General features: G+C 70.4%; 1 protein-coding gene and 1 pseudogene. Both read right to left on the reverse strand.

The window, feature by feature from the left end; genetic code table 11:
- A pseudogene (locus ACT6Y9_RS10630) lies at positions 1 to 1005 on the reverse strand (hypothetical protein); the annotation flags it as partial.
- Positions 1002 to 1817, reverse strand: a complete 816-nt coding sequence (gene hybE / locus ACT6Y9_RS10635; protein WP_295478815.1) for a [NiFe]-hydrogenase assembly chaperone HybE — start codon at positions 1815 to 1817, stop codon at positions 1002 to 1004. The gene hybE and the pseudogene ACT6Y9_RS10630, both read right to left, overlap by 4 nt.
- Between the last annotated feature and the right edge of the window lie 299 nt (positions 1818 to 2116).

Consider the following 2116-nt stretch of genomic DNA (forward strand, 5'->3'; position numbering starts at 1 on the left):
GGTGCTCCCGACGGAGAGCCCCGTACGGGACGCTTCGATGAGCGCCGCCGTCTCGAGGATGCGCGCCGACAAGAGCGTCGCCGGGGCGATCCCCCGGGTGCGCAGCATGTCGGCGACGGCCGGCCGGTCGTGCTGGCGGGTCGCAGCGCCCGTGAGGCGCGGCGACCCTTGCCAGAAGGGCGCGAGATCGAACCCCGGGTCGGTGAGGAGCCGATGCGCGAGCTCTTCGGCGAACTCGGGCGTCATGACGACGCCGCGCTCGGGGAGCATCGGCACGTCGATCTCAGGGGCCTCCGGGTCCGCAAGGCTCGAGGCGAGGAGGTGCGCCGCGGGGAGCGTCGCCGAAGCCCCGAGCGCCCACGTCTCGAGCGAAAAGGCAGAGGGCGTGGCGGCGAGGAATTCCGCGGCCGGGGCGCCGAAGAGGAGCCTTTCGGCCAAGGCCGACGCGTCCCTGAGGACGGTTTCGAGCGTCTGCCGGGCCTTCGCGATCTGCCGCGCCTCGGCGCCGCCCCAGAGGTGGACGGCCGGAAGGGCGGCCGCGGCCGCCGCGACCTGCGCGAGGCGGCCGCGCAGCATCCCGATCGCGCGCCGGTCGTCGATCGAAACGGCGGGCGGCGCGGGGAGTTCGGGGTTCGGAAGGATGCCGAGCAAGGCCGTTTCGTCTTCGATCGCCGCGGCCTCGTGGATGAGGACGCGCAGGTTCTCCACGACCGCTTCGAGGCGCACGGCCTCTTCGAGGAGGCCGCCGTCCCTGCGGCGGCGCTCCGCGGGCGTGGTCCCGAGCGCGGCGTTGGCGGCCCCGTCGTAGGCGGCGAGGTGCGCGATAGGGCAGAGCGCGTAGAGAAGCGTCAGAAGGCGCTTCGCCTTCGCGCAGTTCCTCGGGTCCGAGAGCAGCCGCGGAATCTGGTCCGTGCGGGTGGAGGAGACCGAGAGCGCGGCCCTCCCGCCCGTCTTCTTCATCACGTGCACGCGGATCGCGGCCTCTTCAAGAGCGGTCGTGTTCATCGAGCGTCCTCAAGCTTCGTTTGGGCGGGTGCGGCGGGGGAGACGGGAGACGGTGCTTGCGGGGTCGGGTTGGCCGCAGTGATGACTGCAGGCTCCTCTCCGGGAGCCGCGGCTTCAAGCGCATGCACCTTCGGGGCTTCGGCCGCCTTCTCGACGTACCGGCGGCCGCGGCCGAAGAATTCGCGCCGCGAAACCTTCTTCTCGAGAAGCTTTCCGCGCTTCTCCTCGGGTTCGGGCGCCTTGGGCGTGAGGGACGGGGTCTCGGCGTAGTTCTTCGGGGGCGCGACCTTGATCGGAATCACGCGCCGGAGCTCGCCCTTCGCGCGCGGAGGCGTCCAGACGGCCGCGTCCTCGTCGTCGGCGGGGAATTCGGTCACCTTGAGCATCGTCTCGAGCGAAATCCGCGCGATCGCGTCCGCGGTCTCCTGGTCGCCCACGTCGAGCACCGGGCTCTTGAGCGAGAGAAGCAGGAAGCGCCCGAGCACCGGGTCGTCCATCGAAACGAAGGGGAAGTCGCCCGCAGGAAGCTCAATCAGCCGCTCGCGCCCCGGGGGGACGTCCACCCAGCCTTCGCGCGAGCCGCAGGCGTAGAGCGCGACGATCGACCAGGGCGTGACGAGGACTCCGAGCCAGTCGTTTCCCCAACGGCGGAACTCCACCGCGCGCACGGCGAGCCGCGGGTTCAGAACCGGCAGCCCCGCCATGCGGGTGCGTTCAATTTCGCGCATGCCGTCAGTAAAGAAGTCCGCGGGCGAGGCCGCAAAAACCCTCAGCGGGTTCTCGGGGGCCTTCATCTCTCTTTGGGTCGTCACGGCTTCTTCCTCCTCTCCATTTCGCGTGCTCCTGTGTTCGGCTGCCGCAAAGCGGGCGGGAGCGCGGGAACGCAAGCCCCCGCACCGCGGGCGGTGCGGCATCGCAGCAGGCGTCCGCGCTCCTTCTGGTCCGGGAGCTCTGGCACGCCTTTGATTTTTGTAGTTTTATCGGGGGTAGGCCGGCGTCGGGGGCGTCTCCGGCCGTCGGGGCCCCTCACTTCCAATGCATTTGAGTATAGGGAAGCGCCGCCCGGCGGCCCATCCGTCAAAGGGCTTCCGCCCGCTAGTTCTTGCGGAGG

The organism is Sutterella sp., from assembly GCF_052272535.1.
Taxonomy (GTDB): Bacteria; Pseudomonadota; Gammaproteobacteria; order Burkholderiales; family Burkholderiaceae_F; genus Sutterella.